Origin of the sequence: Streptomyces subrutilus, assembly GCF_008704535.1 — a bacterium.
GTDB lineage: Bacteria > Actinomycetota > Actinomycetes > Streptomycetales > Streptomycetaceae > Streptomyces > Streptomyces subrutilus.
In genome coordinates, this window is sequence record NZ_CP023701.1 from 5,991,166 (window position 1) to 6,018,046 (window position 26,881).

The window sequence follows — 26,881 nt, forward strand, 5'->3', positions numbered from 1 at the left end:
TGCCGCGCCCGTACCGGCGCCGGGCCCGGCCGCCGTCTTCGCTTCTCCAGGCCGCCCGCCGGATCGGGAGACATCTTTGCATAAACCTGCAAGGGTACGTATAGTCATGCCATCGACGAGGAGGGTCCGATGGCAGTACGTGTAGCGGTGGCCGGAGCGAGCGGGTACGCGGGCGGGGAAGTCCTGCGTCTGCTGCTCTCGCACCCCGAGGCGGAGATCGGCGCGCTGACCGGGAACTCCAACGCCGGGCAGTCGCTGGGCTCCCTCCAGCCGCACCTCGGCCCGCTCGCCGGGCGGACCCTGGAGGCGACCACGCCCGAGGTCCTCGCGGGACATGATGTCGTATTCCTCGCCCTGCCGCACGGCCAGTCCGCCGCCGTCGCCGCGCAGCTCGGGGACGACGTGCTCGTGATCGACATGGGCGCGGACCACCGGCTGCGCGACTCCGCCGACTGGGACCGGTTCTACGGCGCCCCGCACGCCGGGACCTGGCCCTACGGCCTCCCCGAGCTGCCCGGCGCCCGCGCCGCGCTGGCCGGGTCCAAGCGGGTCGCCGTACCCGGCTGCTTCCCCACCGCCGTCTCCCTCGCCCTCTTCCCCGCCTACGCGGAACACCTCGCCGAGCCCGAGGCCGTGATCGTCGCCGCCACCGGCACCTCGGGTGCGGGCAAGGCCCTCAAGACCAACCTCCTCGGCGCCGAGGTCATGGGCTCCGTCACCCCGTACGGCGTCGGCGGCGTCCACCGCCACACCCCCGAGATGGTGCAGAACCTCTCCCCGGTGGCCGGGCGGCCCGTCTCCGTCTCGTTCACGCCGACCCTCGTGCCCATGGCCCGCGGCATCCTCGCCACCTGCTCCGCCAAGGCCCTGCCGGGCACCACGGCCGAGTCGCTGCGCGCCGCCTACGAGAAGGCGTACGCGGACGAGCCCTTCGTCCAGCTGCTCCCCGAAGGCCAGTGGCCGGCGACCAAGTCCGTCCACGGTTCCAACGCCGTCCACATCCAGGTCGCCCACGACCCCTCCGCCCGGCGGATCATCGCCGTCAGCGCCATCGACAACCTGACCAAGGGCACCGCCGGCGGCGCGGTGCAGAGCATGAACATCGCCCTCGGGCTCCCCGAGCAGCTCGGGCTTTCCACGATCGGAGTCGCACCGTGAGCGTCACGGCAGCACAGGGGTTCACGGCAGCGGGCATCGCCGCCGGGATCAAGGCAAACGGCAACCCGGACCTGGCCCTCGTGGTCAACCACGGGCCGCGTCTGGCCGCCGCGGGCGTCTTCACCTCCAACCGCGTCAAGGCGGCGCCGGTGCACTGGTCCGAGCAGGTCCTGCGCGGCGGCACCGTCGGCGCGGTCGTGCTGAACTCCGGCGGCGCCAACGCCTGCACCGGCCCCAAGGGCTTCCAGGACACCCACGCCACGGCCGAGAAGGTCGCCGAGGTCCTCGGCGCCCACGTGCCGGGCGGGGAGTTCAACGCCGGCGAGATCGCCGTCGCCTCGACCGGCCTGATCGGCGTCCTGCTGCCGATGGACAAGCTGCTGCCGGGCATCGAGACCGCCGCGGCCGCCCTCTCCGCCGACGGCGGCGAGGCCGCCGCCGTCGCCATCAAGACCACCGACACGGTGCACAAGACCGCCACGGCCTCCGGGGACGGCTGGACCGTCGGCGGCATGGCCAAGGGCGCGGGCATGCTCGCCCCCGGCCTCGCCACCATGCTCGTCGTCCTCACCACCGACGCCGACCTGGACAGCGGCACCCTCGACAAGGCCCTGCGCGACGCGACGCGGACCACCTTCGACCGGGTCGACTCCGACGGCTGCATGTCCACCAACGACACGGTGCTGCTGCTCGCCTCCGGCGCCTCCGGCCGGGTCCCGGGCCACGAGGAGTTCGCCGAAGCCGTACGGTCCGTCTGCGACGATCTCGCCCGCCAGCTCATCGGCGACGCCGAGGGCGCCAGCAAGGACATCCGCATCGAGGTCGTCGGCGCGGCCAGCGAGGACGACGCGGTCGAGGTCGGCCGGTCCATCGCCCGCAACAACCTGCTCAAGTGCGCCATCCACGGCGAGGACCCCAACTGGGGCCGGGTGCTGTCCGCCATCGGCACCACCAGGGCGGCCTTCGACCCGGACCGGCTGAACGTGGCCATCAACGGCGTATGGGTCTGCCGCAACGGATCCGTCGGCGAGGACCGCGACCTGGTGAGCATGAAGGACCGCGAGGTGCGCATCACCGCCGACCTGTCCGCCGGCACCGAGTCCGCCGTCATCTGGGCCAACGACCTGACCGCCGAGTACGTCCACGAGAACAGCGCGTACAGCTCATGAGCGCCGACGAGAAGGCCGGACAGCCCGGCAGCGACCAGCCCGGCACGGACGCGGCCGGCGCCGCCGGCACCGCGCGCAAGCACACCGCGCTGCCGAAGGCGCAGATCCTCATCGAGGCGCTGCCCTGGCTCACCCGCCACAACGGCAAGGTCGTCGTCGTCAAGTTCGGCGGCAACGCCATGATCGACGAGGACCTCAAGGCGGCCTTCGCCCAGGACGTGGTCTTCCTGCGCCACGCCGGCCTCAAGCCCGTCGTCGTCCACGGCGGCGGCCCCCAGATCAACGCCCAGCTCGACAAGCAGGGCCTGATCAGCGAGTTCAAGGCGGGACTGCGCGTCACCACCCCGGAGGCCATGGACGTCGTACGGATGGTCCTGGCCGGCCAGGTGCAGCGCGAGCTGGTCGGGCTGCTCAACGAGCACGGCCCCCTCGCCGTCGGCATGACCGGCGAGGACGCGCACACCATCACCGCCACCAAGCACAGCCCGCAGATCGACGGCGAGCTCGTCGACATCGGCCGGGTCGGCGAGATCACCGAGATCAACACCGGCGCCATCGAGGCCCTGCTGGCCGACGGCCGGATCCCGGTCATCTCCTCCATCGCCCGCAGCGCCGACGACCACCACGTCTACAACGTCAACGCGGACACGGCCGCCGCCGCGCTCGCCGCCGCGCTCGGGGCCGAGACCCTGATGGTCCTCACCGACGTCGAGGGCCTGTACGCCGACTGGCCGCACAGCGACGAGGTCATCAGCCGGCTCACCGTCAGCGAGCTGGAGAAGCTGCTGCCCGAGCTGTCCAGCGGCATGGTCCCCAAGATGGAGGGCTGCCTGCACGCCGTCCGCAACGGCGTCACCACCGCCCGCGTCATCGACGGGCGGGTCCAGCACTCGATCCTGCTGGAGATCTTCACGGACGAGGGAATCGGCACGATGGTCGTGCCGGACGCGCCGCAAGGGGGAGCGAAGTGACCGCGAACACGGGCAACCAGGAGTACGCCGCCCGCTGGCAGGGCGCCCTGACCGACAACTACGGCACCCCCGCGGTGGCCCTCGTACGCGGTGAGGGCGCGCAGGTCTGGGACGCGGACGGCGCGCAGTACACCGACTTCGTCGGAGGCATCGCCGTCAACGCCCTCGGCCACGCCCACCCGGCGATCGTCGAGGCCGTCACCCGGCAGGTCTCCACCCTCGGGCACGTCTCCAACCTCTTCGTCTCCGAACCGGTCGTGGCGCTCGGCGAACGGCTGCTCCAGCTCTTCGGCCGCCCCGGCCGGGTCTTCTTCTGCAACTCCGGAGCCGAGGCCGTCGAGGCCGCCTTCAAGATCGGCCGGCTGACCGGCCGGACCCACATGGTGGCCACCGAGGGCGGCTTCCACGGCCGCACCATGGGCGCCCTCGCCCTCACCGGCCAGCCGGCGAAGCAGACCCCCTTCCTCCCGCTGCCCGGCGACGTCACCCACGTCCCGTACGGCGACGTGGAGGCCCTGCGGGCCGTCGTCACCGAGGAGACGGCCCTCGTCGTCATCGAGCCGATCCAGGGCGAGAACGGTGTCGTGGTGCCCCCCGCCGGCTACCTGACCGCCGCCCGCGAGATCACCCGCGCCACCGGCACCCTGCTCGTCCTCGACGAGGTCCAGACCGGCATGGGCCGCTGCGGCCAGTGGTTCGAGCACCAGGCCCACGAGGGCGTCGAGCCCGACCTCGTCACCCTCGCCAAGGGGCTGGGCGGCGGGCTGCCGATCGGCGCCGTGGCCGCCTTCGGCCCGGCCGCCGACCTGCTCCGGCCCGGCCAGCACGGCACCACCTTCGGCGGGAACCCGGTGTCCTGCGCCGCCGGCCTCGCCGTGATCGACACCATCGTCGCGGAAGGACTCCTCGACCGGGTCAAGGAGAGCGGCGAGCGGCTCCGCTCCGGCATCGAGGGCACCGGGCACCGGCTCGTCTCCCACGTCCGCGGCGCGGGCCTGCTCCTGGGTATCGTGCTGACCGAGCCCCTCGCACCCCGGGTGCAGCAGGCGGCTCGGGAAGCCGGCTTCCTGGTCAACGCGCCCGCCCCCGACGTCGTACGGCTCATGCCCCCGTACGTACTGTCCGAGGCGGAGCTGGACGCGTTCCTCCAGGCCCTGCCCGGCATCCTCGACGCAGCCGACGGGGACGGATCCGGAGAATGAGACGACGATGAGTCAGGCGCAGGACACAGAGCACGGCGGCCAGGCCGTCCCGCAGACCCGCACCGCCCGCCACCGCCGGATCGTGGACATCCTCAACCGGCAGCCCGTCCGCTCCCAGAGCCAGCTCGCCAAGCTGCTCGCCGACGACGGACTGAGCGTCACGCAGGCGACCCTCTCGCGCGACCTCGACGAGCTGGGCGCCGTGAAGATCCGCAACACCAACGGCGAGCTGATCTACGCGGTGCCCAGCGAGGGCGGATTCCGCACCCCGCAGGCCCCCCTCGGGGAGTCGGCGAAGGAGGAGCGCATGCGGCGCCTCTCCGGGGAGCTGCTGATCTCGGCGGAGGCCTCCGCGAACCTGGTGGTCCTGCGCACCCCGCCGGGGGCCGCGCAGTTCCTGGCCTCGGCGATCGACCAGGCCGAACTCCAGGAGATCCTCGGCACGATCGCCGGCGACGACACGCTGATGCTCATCAGCCGGGACCCGGCGGGCGGCCAGGCCCTCGCCGACCACCTGCTGCGCCTGGCCCAGAAGGAGGGTTAGCCCGGGCGGTCCGTCGGGTCCCGGGTCCGGCGCCCGCCCGCGGGCTCAGTAGCGGGTGACCGCCAGCTCCCCCGACCCGGTGCCGATCGCGATGTGCGGGCCGCGGGCCGGGTCCGCCCAGCGCAGCAGCGCGCGCATGACCTCCTCGGGCACGGACACGCAACCGGCCGTCGCCCCCGCGCCGTTGGCGTGCAGGAAGATGCCGGCGCCCCGGCCGCGGACGGGCCGGTCGTAGTTGAAGCCGATGACCAGCGCGTGCGCGTACTGCGCCGCGTACGTCACCAGGTGCTCCGCCTCGCCCGGCGCGCAGTCCGCGGGCAGCGGCTCAACCCAGCGGTTGTAGCTCGCCGAGCCGTTGTCCTGGCACCACCAGGAGCGGTCGGTGACCCGTCGGTAGCCGTAGGCCGTCCCGGCCGGCGCCTCACGGATGCCGAAGGCGTACGGGAGGTCGTACAGGCCCGTCGGGGTGGTGTCGGTGCCCTGTGTGCGGCGCGCGCCCTCGGTGAGCCCGTTCGCCCCGAAGCGGGCCTCCGCGCTCCCGGCCTCGTACCAGCCGCCCGCGCGCCGGTCCCACCAGGTGAGCCGGCCGGTCGTGGACCCGGGCGCGGGCGCGACGGCGGTCAGCAGCTGGGTGCCGCCGCCGGTGTCGGCGAGCAGGTCGGGCAGCGGGACGCCGCGGTGCGGGGCCTGCGGCAGCAGGGCGGCGGCGATCAGGGAACCGGTGACGAGAGCGGTACGCAGCACACGTCAGACGGTACGGGGCGGAAGGGGCAGCGGCAGTGCAGGCAGGCCGTCGAGGCTCGATCCGACCTTCTTCTCGCAGTACTCCGCGAACTCCTCGTCGCTCTTGCGCCCGAAGTGCTCCGCGTGCAGGGTCCGCTCGCCGCGGTACTCCATGAACGGGACGGCGTACCCGCACACGTCGGCGATCCGGCGGGCGCGCACCACGATGACCGCCCGGGCGGACGGCCCGTCGGCGTCGCCGAACAGGGCGACCAGCCCGTCCCAGCGGGGATCGTCGCGGAAGACCGCCTCGCCCTCGCCGTGGATGCGCACGATGTTCGGCGGCCCGCTGAACGCGCACCACATCAGGGTGATCCGGCCGTTCTCGCGCACGTGCGCGATCGTCTCGGCGCCGCTGCCGCCGAAGTCGAGGTAGGCGAGCGTCTGCTCGTCGACCACGACGAGCGTCCCGGCGCGGCCCTTGGGGGAGAGGTTGACGTGGCCGTCGCCGGCGAGCGGCGCGGTCGCGGTGAAGAAGACCGGCTGCTCCTCGATGAACGTGCGCAGGCGGCCGTCGATGCGTGCGTAGAGCTTTCCCATGGGCCGATTGTCGATCGGGACCCCCCTGCCCGGCGCGCCATTCCACTCTCCGAGACCCGCCGCCCCCGAGCCCTCCCGCCGAGCCCCGCGAGACGCCCCGGAAGCCCGGGTGCAGGGAGGGGCGATTGACGAAACATACGGAGTAGTGCATAGTTATGCCTGTCGTTGAATGCACCGTAAGGAGAAACCCGTGACCGAGCGCGTCGTACTCGCCTACTCGGGCGGCCTGGACACCTCCGTCGCCATCGGCTGGATCGCCGAGGAGACGGGCGCCGAGGTCATCGCCGTTGCCGTGGACGTCGGCCAGGGCGGCGAGGACCTGGACGTCATCCGCAAGCGCGCACTCGCCTGCGGTGCCGTCGAAGCCGAGGTCGCGGACGCCCGTGACGAGTTCGCCGACGAGTACTGCCTCCCGGCGATCAAGGCCAACGCCCTCTACATGGACCGGTACCCGCTGGTCTCGGCGCTCTCCCGGCCGACCATCGTCAAGCACCTCGTCGCCGCCGCCAACAAGCACGGCGCCTCGATCGTCGCCCACGGCTGCACCGGCAAGGGCAACGACCAGGTCCGCTTCGAGGCCGGCATCGCCGCCCTCGGCCCCGACCTCAAGTGCATCGCCCCGGTCCGCGACTACGCCATGACCCGCGACAAGGCCATCGCCTTCGCCGAGAAGGCCGAGCTGCCGATCGCGACCACCAAGAAGTCCCCGTACTCCATCGACCAGAACGTCTTCGGTCGCGCCGTCGAGACGGGCTTCCTGGAGGACATCTGGAACGCGCCGATCGAGGACATCTACGAGTACACCTCGAACCCGGCCGTCCCGCGCGAGGCCGACGAGGTCGTCATCTCCTTCAAGGCCGGCGTCCCGGTCGCCATCGACGGCAAGCCCGTCACCGTCCTCCAGGCCATCCAGCAGCTCAACGAGCGCGCCGGAGCCCAGGGCATCGGCCGGATCGACATCGTCGAGGACCGCCTCGTCGGCATCAAGTCCCGCGAGGTGTACGAGGCCCCGGGTGCGATCGCGCTGATCACGGCCCACCAGGAGCTGGAGAACGTCACCGTCGAGCGCGAGCTGGCCCGCTACAAGCGGCAGGTCGAGCAGCGCTGGGGCGAGATGGTCTACGACGGCCTGTGGTTCTCCCCGCTCAAGCGGGCCCTGGACGGCTTCATCAACGAGGCGAACCAGCACGTCACCGGCGACATCCGGATGACCCTGCACGGCGGCCGCGCCGTCGTCACCGGCCGGAAGTCCGACGAGTCGCTGTACGACTTCAACCTCGCCACCTACGACTCGGGCGACACCTTCGACCAGTCCAAGGCCCAGGGCTTCATCGAGATCTTCGGCCTCTCCTCGAAGATCGCGGCGCGTCGCGACCTCGCCTGAGTCGTTACCGCAGTACCACGGCCGGCTCCCCGTTACCTCCGCGGCGGGGAGCCGTCCGCACATCCACCGTCTTGAGGAGCAGTACCTGTGAGCAGCAACAACGGTGACGTCCGGCTCTGGGGCGGCCGGTTCGCCGACGGTCCCGCCGAGGCCCTCGCGAAGCTGTCCGCGTCGGTCCACTTCGACTGGCGCCTCGCGCCGTACGACATCGCCGGCTCGCGCGCCCACGCCCGCGTGCTGCACAAGGCGGGCCTGCTCACGGCCGACGAGCTCGACCGCATGACCGCCGGCCTGGACCTCCTCGAAGCCGACGTGGCCAGCGGCTCCTTCACCGGCACCATCGCCGACGAGGACGTGCACACCGCCCTGGAGCGCGGCCTGCTGGAGCGGCTCGGCGCCGACCTCGGCGGCAAGCTGCGCGCCGGCCGGTCCCGCAACGACCAGGTGGCCACCCTCTTCCGGATGTACCTGCGCGACCACGCCCGCACCATCGGCGGCCTGATCGCGGACCTCCAGGACGCGCTGGTCGGCCTCGCCGAGAGCCACGCGGACGTGGCCATGCCCGGCCGCACCCACCTCCAGCACGCGCAGCCGGTGCTCTTCGCCCACCACGTACTGGCCCACGTGCAGTCGCTGTCCCGGGACGCGGAGCGGCTGCGCCAGTGGGACACCCGCACCGCCGTCTCCCCGTACGGCTCGGGCGCCCTCGCCGGGTCCTCGCTCGGCCTGGACCCGGAGGCGGTCGCCGCCGACCTGGGCTTCGAGCGCGGTTCGGTCGGCAACTCGATCGACGGGACGGCCTCGCGGGACTTCGTCGCCGAGTTCGCCTTCATCACCGCGATGATCGGGATCAACCTCTCCCGGATCGCGGAGGAGATCATCATCTGGAACACGAAGGAGTTCTCCTTCGTCACCCTGCACGACGCCTTCTCCACCGGCTCGTCGATCATGCCGCAGAAGAAGAACCCGGACATCGCCGAGCTGGCGCGGGGCAAGTCGGGCCGCCTCATCGGCAACCTGACCGGTCTGCTCGCCACGCTGAAGGCGCTGCCGCTCGCCTACAACCGCGACCTCCAGGAGGACAAGGAGCCGGTCTTCGACTCCTGCGACACCCTGGAGGTCCTGCTGCCGGCCTTCACCGGCATGATGGCCACCCTCACGGTCAACCGGGAGCGGATGGAGGAGCTGGCGCCCGCCGGCTTCTCGCTCGCCACCGACATCGCGGAGTGGCTGGTCAAGCAGGGCGTGCCGTTCCGCGTGGCGCACGAGGTGGCCGGCGAGTGCGTCAAGGTCTGCGAGGCCGAGGGCATCGAACTCGACCAGCTGACCGACGCGCAGTTCGCGAAGATCTCCGAGCACCTGACCCCGGAGGTCCGCACCGTCCTCAACGTCAAGGGCGCCCTGGCCTCCCGCAACGGCCGCGGCGGCACCGCGCCGTCGGCCGTCGCCGTGCAGCTCACCGAGGTCAAGGCGGACCTGGTCATCCAGCACGCCTGGGCCGTGCACAAGCAGTAGGCGCGCAGCCGTCCCGCGGGGGCGGCCGGAGCGGGGCGGCCGGAGCCGTCTGCTCCGGCCGCCCCCGCGGCGTTTTCACGCCGGGCCCCGCTCCGCCGCCCAGTCCCGCAGGGCGTCGAAGTCGGCCCGGGCCGCGCGTACGCAGCCGATTTACTGATCGATTGAGACGTTGATGTCTCAATCGGGTTATGCTTGTCTCATGGCCATGGATCGTGACCAGGTGCTCCGCGACGCGGCGGCCCTGCTCTCCCGCAAATCGACCGCCACGATGGACGAGGTCGCCCGCACCGCCGGCATCGGGCGCGCGACCCTCCACCGGCACTTCGCCGGCCGCGACGCCCTCGTACGGGCCCTCGAAGAGCTCGGCATCCGCGAGTTCGAGGGGGCCTTCGACCGCGCCCGCCTCGACGAGGGCACGGCGGTCGAGGCCCTGCGGCGGCTCGTCGCCCAGGCCGAGCCCAACGCCCAGCTGCTGGCCTTCCTCGTCACCGAGAACCAGCTCTTCGAGGGCGAACAGGTCCACGAGGGATGGGCCCGCCTCGACGCGCGCGTCGGCGCGCTCTTCCGGCGCGGCCAGCAGGAGGGCGACATCCGCATCGACCTGAGCGCCGCCTGGCTCACCGAGGCCCTCTACGGCCTCATCGGCGCCTGCGCCTGGGCCGTCATGGACGGCCGGGTCGCCCCCAAGGACTTCCAGTACATGATCACCGAGTTGCTGCTCGGTGGAGCACGACGGAGTGTGGAGTGATGAGCCGTACCGAAGAGCTGAACCGGCAGAAGGGGGCGGAGGGCAAGAGCCCCGGGCGCTGGCTGGCGCTGTCCGTGCTCGTCCTGGCCGTCCTGCTGGTCGCCGTGGACGCGACCGTGCTCGGCCTCGCCACCCCGGCCCTCAGCGAGGACCTCAAGCCCTCCGGCACCCAGCTGCTGTGGATCGGCGACATCTACTCGTTCGTCATCGCCGGCCTGCTCGTCTCCATGGGCTCCCTCGGGGACCGCATCGGCCGCAAGAAGCTGCTCCTGCTCGGCGCCACGGCCTTCGGCGCCGTATCGGTCCTGAACGCCTACGCGAACAGCCCCGAGATGATGATCCTCGCCCGGGCCCTGCTCGGCGTCGCGGGCGCCACGCTGATGCCGTCCACCCTGGCCCTCATCCGCAACATCTTCCACGACCCCAAGGAGCGCAGCCTCGCGATCGGCATCTGGGGCGCCACCGCCTCGGCCGGCGCGGCGGTCGGCCCGGTCGTCGGCGGAGCCCTGCTCCAGCACTTCTGGTGGGGCTCGGTCTTCCTCATCAACCTCCCCGTGATGGCCGTGCTCGTCCTCGTCGGCATCAAGCTGCTGCCCGAGTCGAAGAACCCGGTCGCCGGCCCCTGGGACCTGGTCAGCGTCGCGCTCTCGCTGATCGGTGTCATCGGTGTGGTCTACGCGGTCAAGGACGCCGCCACCCACGGCCTTACCTGGGGCGTCTGGGCCGCCGCCGTCATCGGCGGAGGCTGCCTGTACGCCTTCGTGCGCCGCCAGTTCACCCTGCCGTCGCCGCTGCTGGACATGCGGCTGTTCAAGCACCGGGGCTTCTCCGGCGCCGTCCTCGCCGACCTGCTCACCGTCTTCGGCCTCTCCGGGCTGGTCTTCTTCCTCTCCCAGTTCCTCCAGCTCGTCCAGGGCCGCGACCCGCTGGAGGCCGGTCTCGCCGAGCTGCCCGCCGCCATCGGCGCGGTGGCCACCGGCCTGGTCGCCGGCCGCTACGCCCGCAAGTACTCGGTACGGGGCCTGGTCGCCGGCGGCCTCGGCGCCATCGGCCTGGCCCTCGCCGCGCTCACCGTGATCCACAAGGAGACCGGCTACCCGCTGCTCGGCGCGGCCCTGCTCGTCGTCGGCCTCGGCGCCGGCTTCTCCTTCACCGTCACCGCCGACGTGATCCTCTCCAGCGTCCCCAAGGAGCAGGCCGGCTCGGCCTCGGCCGTCTCCGAGACCGCGTACGAACTCGGCGCCGCCCTCGGCATCGCCCTGCTCGGCTCCATCGTCACCGGCGTCTACCAGGGCTTCACCGCCCCGGCCTCCGTCCCCGCGCCCGTCGCCGAAGCCGCCCACGAATCCCTCGGCGGCGCCGTCGAGGCCGCCAAGTCGCTGGACCCGGCCACCGCCGAGCAGATGGTGGGCGCCGCCCAGGTCGCCTTCGTCGACGGGCTGCGGCTCGCCTCGGGCGTCGGCGCCGTCGTCCTGCTGGCCACCGCGGTGGCCGCCTGGTTCCTGCTCCGCGGCCAGAGGCTCCAGGACGGCATCGAGCACTGACGCACCGCCAACGCACGGCGCCCCGAACCCTGTTGACAGTACGCCCGGACGCGGGACACCATCCCGGCGATGGAGATCAACGATCTGACCCCGGCCGAACGCCTCCTGTGGGAGGCGTTCCCGCGCGGCGGGCGCGTCGATTTCCGGACCGCCCCCGACGAGGACGCCGCCGGGGGCGCGGACTGGGGGCCCGAGCGCACCGTGCGCGCCGAGGTGGTCACGGCCCTGCTCCTGGGCGGCCCCCGCGCCCCGGGCCGGGTCGCCGGTCTCAACGTCCGGGGCGCCCGGATCACGGGCAAGCTGAACCTGAAGTTCGCCGTCGTCGAGCACGCCATCCGGCTGCGCGGCTGCTGGTTCGAACGCTCGCCCCTGGTCTACGGCGCCCAGCTGCGCGCCCTGGTGCTCAGCGACTCGGCGATGCCCGGCCTCACCGCCACCTCCGTCACCATCGAGGTCGTGCTGCGGCTGCCCTGCTGCACGATCACCGGGCCCGTCCGGCTCGCCGGCGCCCGCATCGCCGGCGGCCTCTTCCTCCAGCGCGCCGTCATCGGCACCCCGGGCGCCGCCGATCCGGGCGCCGAGCCGCCGCTCCAGTTCAACCACGCCGACATCGGCACCGACGTCATCGCCACCGACCTCACCGTCCACGGCCAGACCCGCGTCAACGGCGCCACCGTCGGCGGCCAGATCAACCTCGACGGCGCCCGCCTGCTCGCCCCCGGCGGCACCGCCCTGCACGCCGAGACCCTGACCGTCGGCACGGACCTGCGCGCCATGCGGATGGAGGCCCGCGGCCGGGTCAACCTGACCGGCTCGCGCATACCGGGCCAGCTCAACTTCGCCTACGCCCGGTTCGTCAACCCCGGCGGCGTCGCCCTGCGCGCCTCCAGCTGCCTGGTCGGCGAGGTCTGGCTGCGCTCCTGCGAAACCATCCAGGGCAGCCTCAACCTGCGGCGCTCCCAGTTCGACCGGCTGCACATGCCGCCCGAGACCTGGCCGGAGGAGATCCGCATCGACGGGCTCACCTACCGCGCCCTCGCCCCGCACCTCCCGGCCGCCCAGCGGCTCCCGGCCCTGGAGCGCGAGGAGTCGGGCTACGTCCCGTACGCCTACGAGCAGCTCGCCGCGTCCTACCGCACCGCCGGTGACGAGGCCGCCGCCCGGACCGTCCAGCTCGCCAAGCTGCGCCGCCACCGGCGCACCCTGCCCCGGCACGCACGGGCCTGGGGGCTGCTCCAGGACGTCACCGTCGGCTACGGGTTCCGGCCGCTGCGCGCGGCGGGCTGGCTGCTGGCGCTGCTGGTGACCGGGGCGGTCGCGTTCGCGCTGCACGCGCCGCGGCCGCTCAAGCCGGGGGAGGCCCCGGACTTCAACCCGCTGTTCTACACGCTGGACCTGCTGGTGCCGATCATCGGCTTCGGCCAGGAGTCGGCCTACGCGCCGGGCGGCTGGTACCAGTGGCTGTCGTACCTGCTGATCGTGACCGGCTGGATCCTCGCCACCACCACCGCGGCGGGCGTCACCCGGTCCCTGCAGCGACAGTGACCGGGTGACGCCCGGTCAGGCGGCCTTCGCCTTGGTGGCGTACATGTCCACGTACTCCTGGCCCGACAGCCGCATGACCTCGGCCATCACCGAGTCGGTGACCGCGCGCAGCACGTAGCGGTCGCGGTCCATGCCCTCGTAGCGGGAGAACTCCATCGGCTCGCCGAAGCGGATCGTGACCTTGCCCGGGCGCGGCATGCCGGCGCCGCCGGGCTGGAGCTTGTCGGTGCCGATCATCGCGAACGGGACCACGGGGGCGCCGGTCATCAGGGTGAGGCGGGCGATGCCGGTGCGGCCGCGGTACAGCCGGCCGTCGGGGGAGCGGGTGCCCTCGGGGTAGATGCCGAAGACCTTCCCCTCGTCGAGGATGCGGCGGCCGGTCATCAGGGCCGCGACCCCGCCGTTGGCGCCGTCGCGGTCGACGGGGATCATCCCGGAGCCGGTGAAGAACCACGCCATCAGCCGGCCCTTGAGGCCCTTGCCCGTCACGTACTCGTCCTTGCCGATGAAGTGGACCGTGCGGTCGCACACCAGGGGCAGGAGCATCGAGTCGATGAAGGTCAGGTGGTTGCCCGCGAGGATCACCGGCCCGGAGCCGGGAATGTTCTCGACGCCCTCCACACGGGTGCGGATCAGCGTACGGATGACCGGTCCGACAGTGGCTTTGATGAGCGCGGTACGGAACAACGTGGGCCCTCCGGCATCGAAAAGCGGTTCGCGCACACCGCCCCGCGGGCGGGGGTGCAGGTGAGGACGATACTCGCGGCCCGGGCCTGATCGCACATCGGGCTCACGTGTCGGATACGCAGTGTTGACGCGCGTTCCGGCCGTGTTCCGCCGCAGCACCCCCTCCCGACACCGCCCCTTGCCTACCATCGGCACGCCGACCGCGGGCCGTCGGGCGTTTCCGGGACAGCAGGGAGACCGGGACCGCGGGCCCCGTTCACGACGAGGAGTGGCAGTCATGGCACAGGGTGGGGCAGCGCGGCGCGCGGTACTGGGGGCGGCGGTCCTGGCGGCCGGTACGGGCATCACCGGACTCGCGGCGGGAACCGCGTCCGCGGCGCAGGCCGCACCCGGGGACGGGGGCCGCGGCGGCGGGCCGGACCGGGGGCTGCGGGACCTTCCGTACCCGACGGTCATCGGGCACCGCGGCGCCAGCGGGTACCGGCCGGAGCACACGATGGGCTCCTACCAGCTCGCCCTCGACCTCGGGGCCGACGTGATCGAGCAGGACCTCGTGCCGACCCGGGACGGGCACCTGGTGTGCCGGCACGAGAACGAGATCGGCGGCACCACCGACGTCGCCGACCACCCCGAGTTCGCCTCCCGGCGCACCACCAGGTCCGTCGACGGGGTCGCGGTCACCGGCTGGTTCACCGAGGACTTCACGCTGGCCGAACTGAAGCGGCTGCGGGCCAAGGAGCGCATCCCGGCCCTGCGCCAGCGCGGCACCCTCTACGACGGCCGGTGGGAGGTGCCCACCTTCGAGGAGGTGCTGCGCTGGGCCGACCGCGAGGGCGCGCGCCGCGGCCGGAAGGTCTGGCTGTACGTCGAGACCAAGCACCCCAGCCACTTCCGCTCGCTGGGCCTCGGCCTGGAGGAGCGCCTCGCCACCCTGCTGCGCCGCCACGGACGCGACGGCCGCGGCGCGCCCGTCATCCTCCAGTCCTTCGAACCGTCCAGCATCCAGCGGCTCGCCCGGCTGGTCGCCGCCCCGCGGGTGGTCCTGCTCTCCGCGGCGAACACCCGCCCGTGGGACTTCGAACTGGCCGAGGACCCCCGTACGGTGGCCGACCTCGTCACGCCCGCGGGCCTGAAGTGGATCGCGGGCTTCGCCCAGGGCATCGGCCCCACCATGGACCTGGTCCTGCCGCGCGACGCGGCCGGCGGGCTCGGCGCCCCCACCGGGCTGGTCGCGGACGCGCACGCCCGCGGGCTGGTCGTGCACCCGTACACCGCGCGCAACGAGAACTCCTTCCTCCCGGCCGAGTACCGCAAGGGCGCCGATCCGGCCGCCTACGGGGACGCCTTCGGCGCGTTCCGCCGCTACTTCGAGCAGGGCATCGACGGGATCTTCACCGACAACCCGGACACCGGACTGCTCGCGGCCGAGGACTTCCGCCCGGGCCGCCGCCCCGTCAACCGCTGAGCGGAGCTTCCCGTACGAGTGGGCCGGGCGCGACGGGGAAACCGCCGGGCCCGCCCGGTTCGTCCCGCCCGGCATGGACCTGTTGAAGGCTGATCTGCTCGACGAGCTCGGCCCGTTGCTCTCCGCCGAGGCGGCCGCGGAGGCCCCGGGCGCCGGAGTGGACCCCGCCGACCTGGAACAATCCGTCTGGGTCCGGCTGCTGGAGAGCGGCCCGGGCCCCCCCGACCCCACCGGCCGCGCCCGGTGGCTGCGCCGGGCCGTGCGCGCCGAGGCCCGCCGCGCCCGCCGGCGCGCACGGCGCGAAATCCCCTACGGTTCGGCCCCCGCGGACGCGGGCGGCGCCCCGGAGGACGCCCTGATGCACGGGGAGGCGAACCGGGCGCTGCGGTCCGCCGTCGCCCGGCTGCCCGGACGCTGTCCGGAACTGATGGGGGCGCTTCTTTCGCCAAGAGACCTCACCTACCGTGAAATCGCAGGAGAGTTGGGTATCTCACAAGGAAGTTTGGGGCCCGTCCGTTCCCGTTGCCTGGGATGTCTGCGCAGAATGCTGGCTGCAGAGGTTGCGGCTCCTGGCCTGCGGGGAAAGGAGCGGTAGACCACGGGGCTACCAGGTGAGCGGGAGGCATGCGCACATGGGCATGAGCGTGACCATATCGGCGGCGGCTGCCGAGGATGCCGAGCAGATCCTCAAACTGCAGTACCTGGCGTTCCAGCGCGAGGCCGAGCTCTACGGCAACTACCTCATCCAGCCGCTCACCCAGTCCCTGGACTCCCTGAAGGCCGAGCTGGCCGCGGACACGGTCCTCGTCGCCCGGCTCGGGGGCGAGGTCGTCGGCACCGTCCGCGGCAACGTCGACGGGGACGGCACCGGCCGGATCGCCAAGCTGTGCGTCCACCCGCGGCTGCAGGGCCACGGCCTCGGCGCGCGCCTGCTGCGCGCCGTCGAGGAGGCCCTCGCCGGCCACGACGGCACCGTCCGCTTCCGTCTGCACTCCGGTCACCGCAGCGAGTCCAACCTGCGGCTCTACCGCAAGGCGGGCTACCTCGCGGTCGGTGGACGCACGGCATCCGACGGGGTGCAGCTGGTGATCCTGGAGAAGGACGCCAAGGACCCGACCGAGTTCGCCGTCAGCGCGTAGGACGGGGCCCGGCTCCGGACCCCGTGTCCGGAGCCGTCCGCCCGCACGTCAGCGCCTGCGCCGCAGCCAGAGCATTCCGGTGACGGGCAGGATCACCGGGATGAACAGGTAGCCCATCCCGAAGTCCGACCACACCGTCGCGTCGGGGAAGGCCTCCGGCCGCACCAGGGTCCAGGTGCCCACGGCCAGCACGCCCGCCAGCTCCGCCGCGCAGCAGACCAGCGCCGCCTTGCGGGCCCGCTCCCCGCCCCGCACCAGCGAGTACGTGATGAAGGCGTAGGCCAGTGCGGCCACCCCGGAGAGCGCGTACGGCAGCGGGGCCCGGTCGAACTCCGTGGAGATCTGGTAGGCGGAGCGCGAGACCGCGCCCACCACCATCACCCCGTACAGCCAGACCAGCAGCAGGCCCGGTCCGGAGACGAGCCGCTTGCGGGCCGCGGGTGTTTCGGTCGTCGTGTCAGGCACCGGTGGTTCCCCAGATGTCGTAGAGCCGCACTTCGAGGACGGCCAGCACGACCGCGCCCGCGGCCACCGTCACCGAGCCCCACTTGGTGCGCTCGGTCAGCGAGAGCATTCCGGCGGCGGGCACGGCCGCGAAGGCGCCGATCAGGTAGGCCACGAAGATCACCGCGCCCTCGTCCGGCTTCCCGCCCTGCGCCAGCCTGACCAGCCCCACCACCAGCTGGGCCAGGACCAGCACGGTCACCACGGCCATGCCGATGAAGTGCCAGTCCTTGGTCGGCTGGTCCCGCCAGGCGGCATGGCCGCACCAGGCGGCGAGGGCGAGTGCGGCCACGCCGATGGCGACCGTCAGGGCGTCGAGCATGCAGCGAGGGTATTACGGGCCGAAAGACCCGATGCGCGCACCCCTGGGCCCGCGCTTGTCTGGAAGGTATGAAACTGCACGCCGACGCCCTCCTCTTCGACAACGACGGCACCCTCGTCTCCTCCATGGACTCCGTCCACCGCTGCTGGACCCGCTGGGCCCGGGAGTACGGGATCACCGAGGAGCGGTTCGCCGCGGTCGAACTGCACGGCCGACCCGCCGCCGAGATCATCGCCGAGCTGCTGCCCGCCGAGCGGCGGGCCGCCGCGCTCACCCGCATCGAGGCCCTGGAGGTGGAGGACGTGGCGGGCGGCGTCGTCCTGCTCCCCGGGACCGAGGAGCTGCTGTCCGCGCTCCCGGCCGGCCGCTGGGCGGTGGTCACCTCCGCCACCCGCCCGCTCGCCGAGGCCCGCCTGCGCGAGGCCGGCATCGGCGCCCCGGTGCTGGTGGCGGCCGACGACGTCACCCGCGGCAAGCCGGACCCCGAGCCCTTTCTGCTGGCGGCCGGGCGGCTCGGCGCGGACCCGGCCCGCTGCGTGGTCTTCGAGGACGCCCCGGCCGGTCTCGCGGCCGCCCGGGCGGCCGGCATGCGGACCGTGGCCTTGACCACAACGCACCCCGCCGGAGAGCTGCGCGCCGACCTGGTCGTACCCGACCTGTCCGCCGTGTCCGTGCAGGTCGGCGCGGGTGGCCTGACCATCGGGACGGACGGCCGGCCCTGACCGTTGTCGTCCGGTATGCGGTCGAAAAACGTCCGCATACCGGACGAGCTGGATCGTTCACGGGATACGTCTGCTTTACTTGGGCCCATGACCACGACGAGCAGCCGCACCCTTGCGACCGAGGCGACGATGACGCCCGGTGCTCGTTGTATGTGTCGAATGCGCGCCTTCTGAGGGCCCACCACCGCACCTCGCGCCCCGAAGCGAGATCGGCCGAGCCGCTCCGCCACCGCTCCCGGCAGCGCGGACCGTTCCTGCCCCCCGTGCGCGTCGACCCCATCGTCTTCTGACGGTTCGACCCGTATCGCGTCCCCAGATGTTTGCCCCGTGCATGGCACCCCGCTGCGCCGTGCACTCGACAGCGACGGAAATCCTGTGATCACCACATCGGGCCTCACGAAGGTCTACCAGTCCCGTGGCCGCGAGGTCACCGCCCTGGACGGCGTCGATCTCCACGTCCGCGAGGGCGAGGTCTTCGGAGTCATCGGCCAGAGCGGCGCCGGCAAGTCCTCCCTGATCCGCTGCGTGAACCTGCTGGAGCGCCCCACCACCGGCACCGTGAGCGTCGGCGGGGTCGACCTCACCGCGCTGGCCGGCCGCGGCCGCCGCGCCTCCAGGGAACTGCGCGAGGCCCGCAGCCGCATCGGCATGGTCTTCCAGCACTTCAACCTGCTGTCCTCGCGCACCGTCCGGGGCAACGTCGAGCTGCCCCTGGAGATCCTCGGCGTCTCCGGCCGCGAGCGCTCCCGCAAGGCCCTGGAACTCCTCGACCTCGTCGGCCTCGCCGACAAGGCCAAGGCCTACCCCGCCCAGCTCTCCGGCGGCCAGAAGCAGCGCGTCGGCATCGCCCGCGCCCTGGCCGGCGACCCCAAGGTGCTGCTCTCCGACGAGGCCACCAGCGCCCTGGACCCCGAGACCACCCGCTCCGTCCTCCAGCTGCTGCGCGACCTCAACCAGCAGCTCGGACTGACCGTCCTGCTCATCACCCACGAGATGGACGTCGTCAAGTCCGTCTGCGACTCGGCCGCCCTGATGAAGAAGGGCCGGGTCGTCGAGTCCGGCACCGTCGCCGAACTGCTCGCCACCCCCGGCTCCGAGCTCGCGGCCGAACTCTTCCCCGTCAGCGGCGCCGCCACCGGCCCCGACCGCACCGTCGTCGACGTCACCTTCCACGGCGACGCCGCCACCCGGCCGGTCGTCTCCCAGCTGGCGCGCACGTACAACATCGACATCTCGATCCTCGGTGCCGCGATGGACACCGTCGCCGGGCGCCAGATCGGCCGGATGCGCATCGAGCTGCCCGGCCGCTACGAGGACAACGTCGTCCCCGTGGGCTTCCTGCGCGAGCAGGGCCTCCAGGTCGACGTCGTCGACGCGGACGCCGAGGTCGAGGCGGACACCGACGCCGTACGCGACACCGAGACAGCCGCACTGGTCAAGGATGGTGCCAAGTGACCTGGTCCGAAATGCAGCCCCTGCTCAGCCAGGGCACCTACGACACCCTCTACATGGTGCTGTGGTCCACCCTGGTGACCGTCCTGGGCGGACTGCCCATCGGCATCCTGCTCGTCCTCACCGACAAGGGCGGCGTGCTGCAGAACCAGCCGCTCAACAAGGTCCTCGGCGTGATCGTGAACATAGGCCGCTCGCTGCCGTTCATCATCCTGCTGATCTTCCTGATCCCGGTCACCACGGCCGTCGTCGGCACCTTCATCGGCCCCACCGCGATGATCGTCCCGCTCGCCATCGGTGCCATCCCCTTCTTCGCCCGGCTCGTCGAGACGGCCGTCCGCGAGGTGGACCACGGCCTGATCGAGGCCGTCGAGTCCATGGGCGGCTCCGTCCCCACCCTGGTCGGCAAGGTGCTCCTCCCGCAGGCCCTGCCCTCCCTGGTCGCCGGCGTCACCACCACGGTCATCACCCTGGTCGGCTACTCCGCCATGGCGGGCGCCGTCGGCGGCGAGGGCCTCGGCTCCAAGGCCATCACCTACGGCTTCCAGCGCTTCGAGACCGGCTTCATGGTCGCCACCGTCGTGGTCCTCATCGTGCTCGTCACGGTGATCCAGCTGATCGGCGACGGCGTCGTCCGGCTCCTGGCCCGCCGCGGCCGCACCGCCTGAGACCACGGGCCGCACGGCCCGCCCCCACCACCGCACCACCACCGCACCACCCCCGAAAAAAGCCCGCACTTGTCGTGCTTGGGCCCCCACCAGCAAGTCCTCGGTACTTGTTCAGTCAGAAAGGCACTCTTCGTGCGCAAGAACATCAAGCTCACCGCCCTCGCCGCCACCGCCACCGCGCTCACCCTCGGCCTCACCGCCTGCGGCAGCTCCTCGGACCCGTCCTCCTCCAAGGCCGACGGCGGCAAGGCCGACGAGAGCAAGCCGCTCGTCATCGCGGCCTCCCCGAGCCCCCACGCCGACATCCTGAACTTCGTCAAGGACAAGCTCGCGGCGAAGGAGGGCCTCAAGCTGGAGGTCAAGGAGTTCACGGACTACGTCCTGCCGAACACCGCCACCGAGCAGGGCCAGGTCGACGGCAACTACTTCCAGCACAAGCCGTACCTCGACGACTTCAACAAGAAGAACGGCACGCACATCGTGCCCGTCGTGAACGTGCACCTGGAGCCCCTCGGCCTGTACTCCAAGAAGGTCAAGGCCCTCACGGACATCAAGGCCGGCCAGACCGTCGCCGTCCCCAACGACACCACCAACGAGGGCCGCGCGCTCCAGCTGCTCGCCGCGAACAACCTGATCACCCTCAAGGAGGGCGTCGGCACCAGCGCCAAGCTGTCCGACATCACCGACAAGAAGGGCCTGGAGTTCAAGGAGCTGGAGGCCGCCACGGTCCCGCGCGCCCTGAACGACGTGGACGCCGCCGTCATCAACGGCAACTACGCCATCGAGGCCGACCTGTCGCCCGCCAAGGACGCCCTGATCCTGGAGAAGGCCGAGGGCAACCCCTACGCCAACTTCCTCGCGGTCAAGGACGGCAACCAGAACGACCCGCGCGTCCAGAAGCTCGCCAAGCTCCTGAACTCCGACGAGGTCAAGAAGTTCATCGACGAGAAGTACCAGGGCTCGGTCGTGCCGGCCTTCGGCGCCCCGCAGTCCTGACCCCTCCCCGGCCCCGCGCGCCCCACCGGCGCGCGGGGCCGAGCGCTGCCCGCTCCCGGGCAACCCCGGCCCTGCGCCCACCCCGCCGGATGCTGCATGCTGTGGCTACGACCCGCACGAACGGTCCGCACCGACGGTCCCGCACCACGGTCGTCCCGCACCACGGTCGCACCACGGTCACAGGCTTGGAGCTGCGCATGACTACCACCTTTCCGGACGTCACCATCAGCACGGACCGGCTGGTACTGCGCGCCTTCGAGGAAGAGGACGCCCTCGCGCTCGCCGAGATGATGAACGACGAGCACGTCACCGCCTGGACCACCGCGCCCCACCCCTACACCCACGCCGACGCACACGCCTGGGCCACCCGCCGCTCCCACGCCGAACGCACCGAGGGCCGCGGCATCGTCCTCGCCGTCACCGAATTCCTCACCCAGCGCCTCGTCGGCATCGTCCACCTCCGCAACACCAACTGGCGCACCCGCGCCACCGAGGTCGGCTACGTCACCGCCCCCTGGGCCCGCGGCGAGGGCTACGCCAGCGAGTCCGTGCTCGCCGTCGCCCAATGGCTCTTCCGCGACCAGGGGTTCGAGCGCCTCGAACTGCGCACCGCCGCCGACAACACCGCCTCGCAGCAGGTCGCCCAGAAGATCGGCTGCATCAGCGAGGGCGTCCTGCGCAACGCCTGGATAGTGCGCACCCAGAACCCCGACGGCACCTGGGCCGACACCCGCACCGACCTCATCGTCTGGAGCCTGGTCCCCGAGGACCTCGACGACGCCGAGGGGTACGAGGGCTACGACGGGTACGACGCCTACGCGGGCGACGGTTTCGGCCGCCGCACCGGGGCGAGCGGCTTCGCCGTCGGCGCCGACTGGAACTGACCCGATGACCAGGTAGTCTCACCGTGCCCGACCCCCCTGACGAAGCCCCGCCTGACCGCACTCCAGGAGACTGACGACGATGGCCGACCGGGTCACGGTGATCGGCTGGGACGGCTCGCCCCTGACCGCGGCGGCCCGGTCCGCGCTCTCCGCCGCCACCCTCGTGGCCGGCGCCGCGCACCACCTCGCGCTGCCCGAAGTCCCGCCCACCGCCGAGCGCATCCGCCTCGGCAGCCTCGGCCTCGCCGCCCGCCGCATCGCCGGCCACCGCGGCACGGCCGTCGTCTTCGCCGACGGCGACCCCGGCTTCTTCGGCGTCGTACGGACCCTGCGCGCCCCCGAGCACGGCCTGGAGGTCGAGGTCGTCCCCGCCGTCTCGGCCGTCGCCGCCGCCTTCGCCCGCGCCGGCATGCCCTGGGACGACGCCCAGGTCGTCGTCGCCCACCCCCGCACCCTGCGCCGCGCCGTCAACGTCTGCCGCGCCCACGGCAAGGTCGCCGTCCTCACCTCGCCCGGCGCCGGCCCCGCCGAACTCGCCCTCCTGCTCGACGGGGTGCACCGCACCTTCGTCGTCTGCGAGGAACTGGGCACCGACAAGGAGCAGGTGAGCGTCCTCACCTCCGACAAGGCCGCCGACCACACCTGGCGCGACCCCAACGTCGTCATCGTCATCGGCGGCTCGCAGCAGGCCGCCCCCGCCGAACCGGGCTGGCGCCTCGGCCAGCACCCCGCTACCTCCGCCGCACGCGGCTGGGCCCGGCCCCAGGCCGACGCGGGGGAGGGGCAGACCTCCCAACTGCGCGCCGCCCAGCTCGCCCGGCTCGGCCCCCGCCCCGGCGACCTCGTCTGGGACATCGGCTCGGGCTCCGGCGGCGTCGCCGTCGACGCGGCCGCGCACGGCGCCGCCGTCATCGCCGTCGACGCCGACCCCCTCGCCTGCGAACGCGTCACCGCCGCCGCCCGCCGGCGCGGCGTACTGCTCCAGGTCGTCGCCGGACGCGCCCCGCACGTCCTGGAGGACCTGCCCGAGCCCGACGTCGTCCGCGTCGGCGGCGGCGGGGCCGAGGTCGTCGCCGCGGTCGCCGACCGCCGCCCCGAACGGATCGTCAGCCACGCCTCCACCCGCGACGAGGCGGAGGCCATCGGCCGCGCGCTCACCGAACACGGGTACACCGTCGAGTGCGCCCTGCTCCAGTCCGTGGACCTGGACCCCCGCACCTGGGCCGAACAGGACCGTTCCGTGGTCTTCCTGCTGTCCGCGGAACGCCCCCCGGCCCGCTGAGACGGGGGCCGGGGTAGGCTGGCCGATCGTCGTACCGCCCGGTGAACCGGGCACCGCGGCACGGCCGGACGCGCGACGTGGCGCAGTCCACAGCGGACCGCGGCGGTTATGGCCGCCGCGGTGGCGAACGGGCGCGACAATGCTTAGTGGTTGTCGTGGAGACGTCCGCGAGGCGAGCGCGTCGTACGGCGACCCCGCTCGTTGGTCACGTGGGCGCCGGGCGATCGAAGAGGCAACACCGATGGGCGAGGGGTACGCATGACTGACACCGGCCAGGTTCCGGGCGAGGGTCTCCCGGACAGTGCGGGCATGGTGGATCAGCAGGCCATCCCCGCCCCGGTCCAGATCCCGGCACCGGCTACCGGGAGCTACGCCTTCCAGGACCTCGTGGACGACCCGGCCGAACCGGAGGACGAGGAACTGCTGCTCATGCCGAGCGGCCAGGGCGCGTGGAGCGACCCGCAGGTGGTGCCGCCCGCCCCCGCCTTCCCCGCCCCGTCCTACGCGGACGCGCCCTACGGCGCCGAGCCCGCCTACCAGCAGGCTCCGGCCGCGTACGCCGAGCCCGCCGCGTACCCCGACTTCACCCGGCCCGCCTACCCCGAGGCCTCCTACAGCGCGGGTGCCCACGAGGCCGGCGGCCGCGACTCCGGCTCCCTCGACCTCGGCGGACTCGTCGGCCCGCCCCCGGTCGCCACCCCGATCCCGGTCGCGCCCGCCACCCCCATCCGCCGTCCGCTGCACATGGGCCCGCCCGTCCCCGAGGCCACCGGCGGCGTCGTACGGTCCCTCGCGGACCGCGGCCCGGCCGCCGCCCCGGCCCCCGCCGCCCCGAACGTCCCGACGCGCCAGGCGGGCCCGCCGACCACCGGCCCCGAGTACCTGGACATCCCCCGCGCGGAGCACGCCCCGCAGCTCGGCGAGATCCCGCCGCAGGCCGGCGCCCCGTGGACCCCTGAGCCCGCCTTCACCCCCGGACCGGCCCCCGAACCCGCCCCGGCCCCGGCCCCGGAGCCGGAGCCGGTGGAGGCACCCGCGGCGACGGTGGTCCGGCCCCCGGCCGCCGAGGACGCCCCGGCCCCCGAGGCCGAACCCCTCCCGGCACCGCCCGTCGAGGAAGCCCCGGCGGCCGAGGCCCCGGTGGCGGCCGAGCCGTTGGCGGAGCCCGCGGCCGAGACGGCCGAGCCCGAGGCACCCGCGGCAATCGAGGCACCCGCGGCATCCGAGGCACCCGAGGCGGCGCCGGTGCAGACCCCGGCGGCCGAGGCACCGGCGGAACCGGTCGAAGCGGCGCCCGCCGAACCCGAGACGGCGCCCGAGACGGCAGCCGCGGAAGCGCCGGAAGCGGACGCGACCGGCGCGGAGCCCGCCGACGGGGCAGTGGCGGCGGAGCCGGTCGCTCCGGCCGAGCCGGCCGGAGAGGCACCCCCGCCCGCGCCGGTGCCCGCACCCGAGCCCGAGCCCGCACCCGAGCCCGAGCCCGTACCCGCGCCCGAGCCCGCACCGGCGGCCCCCGCGGCCGAGGCGGTCACGGAGGCCGAAGAGGGCGCACCGGCGCGTGCCGCGGAGGCGGCCGAAGCGGAGGTGGAGACGCCGGTGGAGACGCGGGTCGAGGCTGCGCCGGCGGCACCGCACGAGGCGTCCACGGCACCGGACGAGGCACCGGCCGCGGCCGTCGCCGTGGCCGCGGACGTCCCGGCGGAGGCCGAGGCGGCGCCGGCGGCCGCGGAAGAGGTATCGATGGCCCAGGGCGGCGAAGCGGCTCCCGCCTACGCCGACGCCGAGCGCGAGGCGGTGCTGCGCGTGATGCGCGAGCGCCGCGACATCCGCAAGGGCTTCCGCACCGACCCCATCCCGCACGAGGTGCTGCTCCGCGTCCTGGAGGCGGCCCACACCGCACCCAGCGTCGGCCACTCCCAGCCCTGGGACTTCGTCGTCATCCGCTCGGCCGAGACCCGTCGCACGATGCACGAGCTCGCCGAGCGCCAGCGCGAGGCCTACGCCAAGTCGCTGCCCAAGGGCCGCGCGAAGCAGTTCAAGGAACTGAAGATCGAGGCCATCCTCGACACCCCGGTGAACATCGTCGTCACCGCCGACCCCACCCGCGGCGGCCGCCACACCCTCGGCCGGCACACCCAGCCGCAGATGGCCCCGTACTCGTCCGCCCTCGCGGTGGAGAACCTCTGGCTCGCCGCCCGCGCCGAGGGCCTCGGCGTCGGCTGGGTCAGCTTCTTCGACGAGCGCGAGATGGTCCGCGAGCTGGGCCTGCCCGAACACCTGGAAGTCGTCGCCTACCTGTGCGTCGGGTACGTCGACGAGTTCCCGGAGGAGCCCGAGCTGGCGCAGGCCGGCTGGTCCCAGCGCCGACCGCTGTCCTGGGTCGTCCACGAGGAGACGTACGGCCGTCGCGCGCTGCCCGGCGAGGAGCCGCACGACCTGCTCTCGGAGACCGTCGCCAGCATCCGGCCCCTCGACGCCAAGGCGCTCGGCGAGGCCTGGGAGCGCCAGAAGCGCATGACCAAGCCCGCCGGGGCCCTGGGCATGCTCGAAATCATCTCCGCGCAGCTCGCCGGGCTCTCCCGGGTCTGCCCGCCGCCCATCCCCGAACCGGCCGCCGTCGCGATCTTCGCCGGCGACCACGGGGTGCACGCGCAGGGCGTCACCCCCTGGCCGCAGGAGGTCACCACGCAGATGGTGGCCAACTTCCTGGGCGGCGGCGCGGTCTGCAACGCGTTCGCCAACCAGGTGGGCGCGGAGGTCTGCGTGATCGACGTGGGCGTCGCGGGCGACCTGCCGGCCACCCCCGGCCTGCTGCCCCGCAAGGTCCGCCCCGGCACGGCCGACCTCTCCGTCGGCCCCGCGATGAGCCGCGAGGAGGCCGTCGCCGCGATCGAGGTCGGCATCGAGACCGCCCGCGACCTGGTCGCGGCCGGCAACAAGGCCCTGCTCACCGGAGAGATGGGCATCGCGAACACCACGGTGTCCGCCGCGCTGATCTCCGTCTTCACCGGCGCGGACCCGGCCGAGGTCACCGGCCGCGGCACGGGCATCAACGACGAGACCCACGCCCGCAAGGTCGAGGTCGTACGCCGGGCCCTGGACCTCCACCAGCCGGACCCGGCCGACCCGGTCGGCGTCCTCGCGGCCGTCGGCGGCCTGGAGCACGCGGCCATCGTCGGACTGCTCCTCGGCGGAGCCTCCCTCCGCACGCCGGTGATCCTCGACGGCGTCAGCGCCGGCGCGGCCGCCCTGGTCGCCCGCGCCATCGCCCCCGAGTCCCTGTCGGCCTGCATCGCCGGCCACCGCAGCGCCGAGCCGGGCCACGTCGCGGCCCTGAACGCCCTCGGCCTGCGCCCGCTGGTCGACCTGGACCTCCGCCTCGGCGAGGGCACGGGCGCCCTGCTGGCCCTGCCGCTGGTGCAGAGCGCGGCCCGGGCGATGCACGAGGTCGCCACCTTCGACTCGGCCGGCGTGACGGAGAAGTAGCTCCCGCGGGGCTCCGCGGGGACGCCCGGCGCGTCCCCGCGGGCCCACCGGGCGGCCGACGGGGCCGGTACGGCCCGGGCCTGCGCCGGCCCGCAGCCGCCCCGGCGCAGGCCCGGCCCCGCCGCCCGGGCCACCGCCCCCGCGCGGACGCGTCCCACCGGCCGCGTTCCG

General features: G+C 73.2%; 25 protein-coding genes. 20 read left to right on the forward strand and 5 right to left on the reverse strand.

The genetic code is table 11. From position 1 onward, the window contains the following. Positions 1-129: 129 nt before the first annotated feature. Genes argC through CP968_RS26595 form a run of 5 tightly spaced genes read left to right on the forward strand, consistent with a single transcriptional unit; the run spans position 130 to position 5,044 of the window. Positions 130-1,158, forward strand: coding sequence for an N-acetyl-gamma-glutamyl-phosphate reductase (gene argC / locus CP968_RS26575; RefSeq protein WP_150520399.1), 1,029 nt, complete (start codon positions 130-132; stop codon positions 1,156-1,158). Next, entirely contained in the window at positions 1,155-2,327 is a 1,173-nt protein-coding gene (gene argJ / locus CP968_RS26580; protein ID WP_150520400.1) for a bifunctional glutamate N-acetyltransferase/amino-acid acetyltransferase ArgJ, read from the forward strand. Before argC ends, argJ begins: the two co-directional genes overlap by 4 nt. Further along, positions 2,324-3,298 carry an acetylglutamate kinase gene (gene argB, locus CP968_RS26585; RefSeq protein ID WP_229886803.1) on the forward strand — a complete coding sequence of 325 codons (975 nt, stop codon included), beginning with the start codon at positions 2,324-2,326 and terminating at the stop codon, positions 3,296-3,298. Before argJ ends, argB begins: the two co-directional genes overlap by 4 nt. Then, the gene (locus CP968_RS26590) at positions 3,295-4,500 is read left to right on the forward strand and encodes an acetylornithine transaminase (protein WP_150520401.1); all 1,206 of its coding nucleotides are present in this window, start codon (positions 3,295-3,297) and stop codon (positions 4,498-4,500) included. Before argB ends, CP968_RS26590 begins: the two co-directional genes overlap by 4 nt. Positions 4,501-4,507: 7 nt before the next feature. Beyond that, a complete protein-coding gene (locus CP968_RS26595) occupies positions 4,508-5,044 on the forward strand; it encodes an arginine repressor (RefSeq protein ID WP_150520402.1) in 537 nt (178 codons plus the stop codon). A gap of 45 nt (positions 5,045-5,089) precedes the next feature. Here CP968_RS26595 and CP968_RS26600 read toward each other — a convergent pair whose 3' ends face one another. Together CP968_RS26600 and CP968_RS26605 are read right to left on the reverse strand one after the other, a co-directional pair. Next, positions 5,090-5,785: a L,D-transpeptidase family protein gene (locus tag CP968_RS26600; protein WP_373304115.1), complete on the reverse strand. Its 696-nt coding sequence runs from the start codon at positions 5,783-5,785 to the stop codon at positions 5,090-5,092. Positions 5,786-5,791: 6 nt separating this feature from the next. Further along, positions 5,792-6,367: a pyridoxamine 5'-phosphate oxidase family protein gene (locus tag CP968_RS26605; RefSeq protein ID WP_150520404.1), complete on the reverse strand. Its 576-nt coding sequence runs from the start codon at positions 6,365-6,367 to the stop codon at positions 5,792-5,794. A 190-nt stretch (positions 6,368-6,557) separates the two neighbouring features. Between CP968_RS26605 and CP968_RS26610 the strand changes: the two genes are divergently transcribed. The 5 genes from CP968_RS26610 to CP968_RS26630 all read left to right on the forward strand — a co-directional run bounded on the left by CP968_RS26610 (position 6,558) and on the right by CP968_RS26630 (position 13,103). Beyond that, positions 6,558-7,751: an argininosuccinate synthase gene (locus CP968_RS26610; RefSeq protein WP_150520405.1), complete on the forward strand. Its 1,194-nt coding sequence runs from the start codon at positions 6,558-6,560 to the stop codon at positions 7,749-7,751. A gap of 87 nt (positions 7,752-7,838) precedes the next feature. Further along, positions 7,839-9,266, forward strand: a complete 1,428-nt coding sequence (argH, locus tag CP968_RS26615) for an argininosuccinate lyase (protein ID WP_150520406.1) — start codon at positions 7,839-7,841, stop codon at positions 9,264-9,266. Between the two features lie 199 nt (positions 9,267-9,465). After that, positions 9,466-10,014, forward strand: coding sequence for a TetR/AcrR family transcriptional regulator (locus CP968_RS26620; protein WP_150520407.1), 549 nt, complete (start codon positions 9,466-9,468; stop codon positions 10,012-10,014). Beyond that, positions 10,014-11,558 carry an MFS transporter gene (locus CP968_RS26625; protein WP_150520408.1) on the forward strand — a complete coding sequence of 515 codons (1,545 nt, stop codon included), beginning with the start codon at positions 10,014-10,016 and terminating at the stop codon, positions 11,556-11,558. The genes CP968_RS26620 and CP968_RS26625 overlap by 1 nt, the downstream gene beginning before the upstream one ends. 69 nt (positions 11,559-11,627) lie before the next feature. Further along, positions 11,628-13,103, forward strand: a complete 1,476-nt coding sequence (locus tag CP968_RS26630) for a membrane-associated oxidoreductase (protein WP_150520409.1) — start codon at positions 11,628-11,630, stop codon at positions 13,101-13,103. 15 nt (positions 13,104-13,118) lie between these two features. On the opposite strand, the gene CP968_RS26635 is transcribed toward CP968_RS26630, so the two are convergent. Beyond that, complete coding sequence (locus CP968_RS26635) at positions 13,119-13,826, reverse strand: lysophospholipid acyltransferase family protein (protein ID WP_189829001.1); 708 nt, start codon at positions 13,824-13,826, stop codon at positions 13,119-13,121. A 241-nt stretch (positions 13,827-14,067) separates the two neighbouring features. Between CP968_RS26635 and CP968_RS26640 the strand changes: the two genes are divergently transcribed. From CP968_RS26640 to CP968_RS26650, 3 genes are all read left to right on the forward strand, one after another. Continuing rightward, a complete protein-coding gene (locus CP968_RS26640; RefSeq protein ID WP_150520411.1) occupies positions 14,068-15,255 on the forward strand; it encodes a glycerophosphodiester phosphodiesterase in 1,188 nt (395 codons plus the stop codon). Between the two features lie 73 nt (positions 15,256-15,328). Beyond that, the gene (locus tag CP968_RS26645) at positions 15,329-15,850 is read left to right on the forward strand and encodes a sigma-70 family RNA polymerase sigma factor (RefSeq protein ID WP_150520412.1); all 522 of its coding nucleotides are present in this window, start codon (positions 15,329-15,331) and stop codon (positions 15,848-15,850) included. Between the two features lie 37 nt (positions 15,851-15,887). After that, entirely contained in the window at positions 15,888-16,394 is a 507-nt protein-coding gene (locus CP968_RS26650) for a GNAT family N-acetyltransferase (RefSeq protein WP_150520413.1), read from the forward strand. A 48-nt stretch (positions 16,395-16,442) separates the two neighbouring features. Here the strand turns inward: CP968_RS26650 and CP968_RS26655 are convergent, their stop codons facing one another. Together CP968_RS26655 and CP968_RS26660 are read right to left on the reverse strand one after the other, a co-directional pair. Further along, complete coding sequence (locus CP968_RS26655) at positions 16,443-16,859, reverse strand: hypothetical protein (protein WP_150520414.1); 417 nt, start codon at positions 16,857-16,859, stop codon at positions 16,443-16,445. After that, the gene (locus CP968_RS26660; protein ID WP_150520415.1) at positions 16,852-17,220 is read right to left on the reverse strand and encodes a hypothetical protein; all 369 of its coding nucleotides are present in this window, start codon (positions 17,218-17,220) and stop codon (positions 16,852-16,854) included. The genes CP968_RS26655 and CP968_RS26660 overlap by 8 nt, the downstream gene beginning before the upstream one ends. 68 nt (positions 17,221-17,288) lie before the next feature. Between CP968_RS26660 and CP968_RS26665 the strand changes: the two genes are divergently transcribed. The 7 genes from CP968_RS26665 to cobT all read left to right on the forward strand — a co-directional run bounded on the left by CP968_RS26665 (position 17,289) and on the right by cobT (position 26,710). After that, complete coding sequence (locus CP968_RS26665; RefSeq protein ID WP_150520416.1) at positions 17,289-17,942, forward strand: HAD-IA family hydrolase; 654 nt, start codon at positions 17,289-17,291, stop codon at positions 17,940-17,942. Between the two features lie 375 nt (positions 17,943-18,317). Then, entirely contained in the window at positions 18,318-19,397 is a 1,080-nt protein-coding gene (locus tag CP968_RS26670; RefSeq protein ID WP_150520417.1) for a methionine ABC transporter ATP-binding protein, read from the forward strand. Then, complete coding sequence (locus tag CP968_RS26675; protein ID WP_150520418.1) at positions 19,394-20,062, forward strand: methionine ABC transporter permease; 669 nt, start codon at positions 19,394-19,396, stop codon at positions 20,060-20,062. The genes CP968_RS26670 and CP968_RS26675 overlap by 4 nt, the downstream gene beginning before the upstream one ends. A gap of 132 nt (positions 20,063-20,194) precedes the next feature. Continuing rightward, positions 20,195-21,058: a MetQ/NlpA family ABC transporter substrate-binding protein gene (locus tag CP968_RS26680; protein ID WP_150520419.1), complete on the forward strand. Its 864-nt coding sequence runs from the start codon at positions 20,195-20,197 to the stop codon at positions 21,056-21,058. A 197-nt stretch (positions 21,059-21,255) separates the two neighbouring features. Then, positions 21,256-21,942, forward strand: a complete 687-nt coding sequence (locus tag CP968_RS26685; RefSeq protein WP_150520420.1) for a GNAT family N-acetyltransferase — start codon at positions 21,256-21,258, stop codon at positions 21,940-21,942. 79 nt (positions 21,943-22,021) lie between these two features. Further along, positions 22,022-23,224: a precorrin-6y C5,15-methyltransferase (decarboxylating) subunit CbiE gene (gene cbiE, locus CP968_RS26690; RefSeq protein ID WP_150520421.1), complete on the forward strand. Its 1,203-nt coding sequence runs from the start codon at positions 22,022-22,024 to the stop codon at positions 23,222-23,224. A gap of 258 nt (positions 23,225-23,482) precedes the next feature. Then, positions 23,483-26,710, forward strand: coding sequence for a nicotinate-nucleotide--dimethylbenzimidazole phosphoribosyltransferase (gene cobT / locus CP968_RS26695; RefSeq protein WP_150520422.1), 3,228 nt, complete (start codon positions 23,483-23,485; stop codon positions 26,708-26,710). Positions 26,711-26,881: the final 171 nt, after the last annotated feature.